Source organism: Flavobacterium caeni (assembly GCF_900101895.1).
GTDB classification, from domain to species: Bacteria; Bacteroidota; Bacteroidia; order Flavobacteriales; family Flavobacteriaceae; genus Flavobacterium; species Flavobacterium caeni.
Genome location: NZ_FMVF01000073.1, coordinates 1 through 1,127 on the forward strand (window position 1 = coordinate 1; position 1,127 = coordinate 1,127).

The window sequence follows — 1,127 nt, forward strand, 5'->3', positions numbered from 1 at the left end:
TACTTTGTTAAAAGCGCTAGTCGCAAGGTTTGTTGGATGTCACTCGGACAATTCGTATAACGTTAGGCCGCTTCACGCCGTTGCGGATCAAAGCGGACTGAGTTCTCTCTGCCGAAGATAATATTTCTTCGTGAAATAGAGATTTCCGGTGACGAAAATCTCCGCAATGGCTTGAAACGGCGGTTAGGTGAAGTTGCTAGTTTCTAACCGATTGAAATTGATATTTTTTTGCCCAATCCGATTTCCAATAATCTATATAAAGTTGAAAGCTGGATATCAGTATGACCATTTTCAATTCGAGAAATAAAACTTTTTTTAGTGCCAGTTTTATCTGCTAATTCTTGTTGAGTTAAGTGAGCCAATCGTCGCTCTTCTTTGATAAGTTCACCGATAGCAAATGCTTTAGCTTTGATTTCAAAATTGGTTCTTTCTGGATTTCCAGGCTTGCCATATTTTGCATCTAAGAGTTGATCAAAAGTCGTAATATTTTTATTTTCTTTTTCCATGGTCATTTTTTGTTTTAAAATATTCTTCTTTTAGTTTTTCTGCTTTCTCAATTTCACTTTTTGGAGTTTTCTGGGTTTTCTTTTGGAAGCCATTGAATAACACAACAATTTTTCCTTCATCAAAACAGCAGAATACTCTAAAAATATTTCCGCCTAATTCAATTCTGATTTCATACAATCCGTTGGTTCCGGTCATATGTTCAAAAAATTTCTTCGGAATTCTTTCTAAAACAGTAATAGCAAAAAGTATTTCATCAATTTTATCTTGGACTTTTCCATTTTGAGCGTTATAAAACTCAAAAAAATAGTTCTCATAAAATATAATCTCTCTAACTTTTTCCATCAAGCAAAGTTAACTAATAATGTAACATGAAAAAATGTTTTGTGGATTTTTTTCGCAGTTTTCTTCTCGGCAATTTCACCTAACGTTTCGCGCAGTTACGCAGGAGCGGAAAAGCGGACTGAGTTCTCTCTGCCAAGATAAAACATTCTTCGTGAAAAACGAACGTCCAACCCACGAAAAACCAGCTCTTGCTTAACTGCGCTGTTACATGACGGCGCCAGACAAAGTGAATTGATCCAGCTGGATTTAAAATTTATCTTTTAAAAATCTTCTCTTTC

Annotated in this window: 2 protein-coding genes; both read right to left on the bottom strand. The window is 35.2% G+C overall.

Annotated features, from left to right (window positions below; translation table 11 throughout):
• Positions 1-203 precede the first annotated feature (203 nt).
• Positions 204-506: a helix-turn-helix domain-containing protein gene (locus BLP55_RS16605; protein ID WP_170826906.1), complete on the bottom strand. Its 303-nt coding sequence runs from the start codon at positions 504-506 to the stop codon at positions 204-206.
• On the bottom strand, positions 490-849 hold the full coding sequence (locus tag BLP55_RS16610; protein ID WP_091147558.1) for a type II toxin-antitoxin system RelE/ParE family toxin: 360 nt from the start codon (positions 847-849) through the stop codon (positions 490-492). The genes BLP55_RS16605 and BLP55_RS16610 overlap by 17 nt, the downstream gene beginning before the upstream one ends.
• Positions 850-1,127 lie beyond the last annotated feature (278 nt).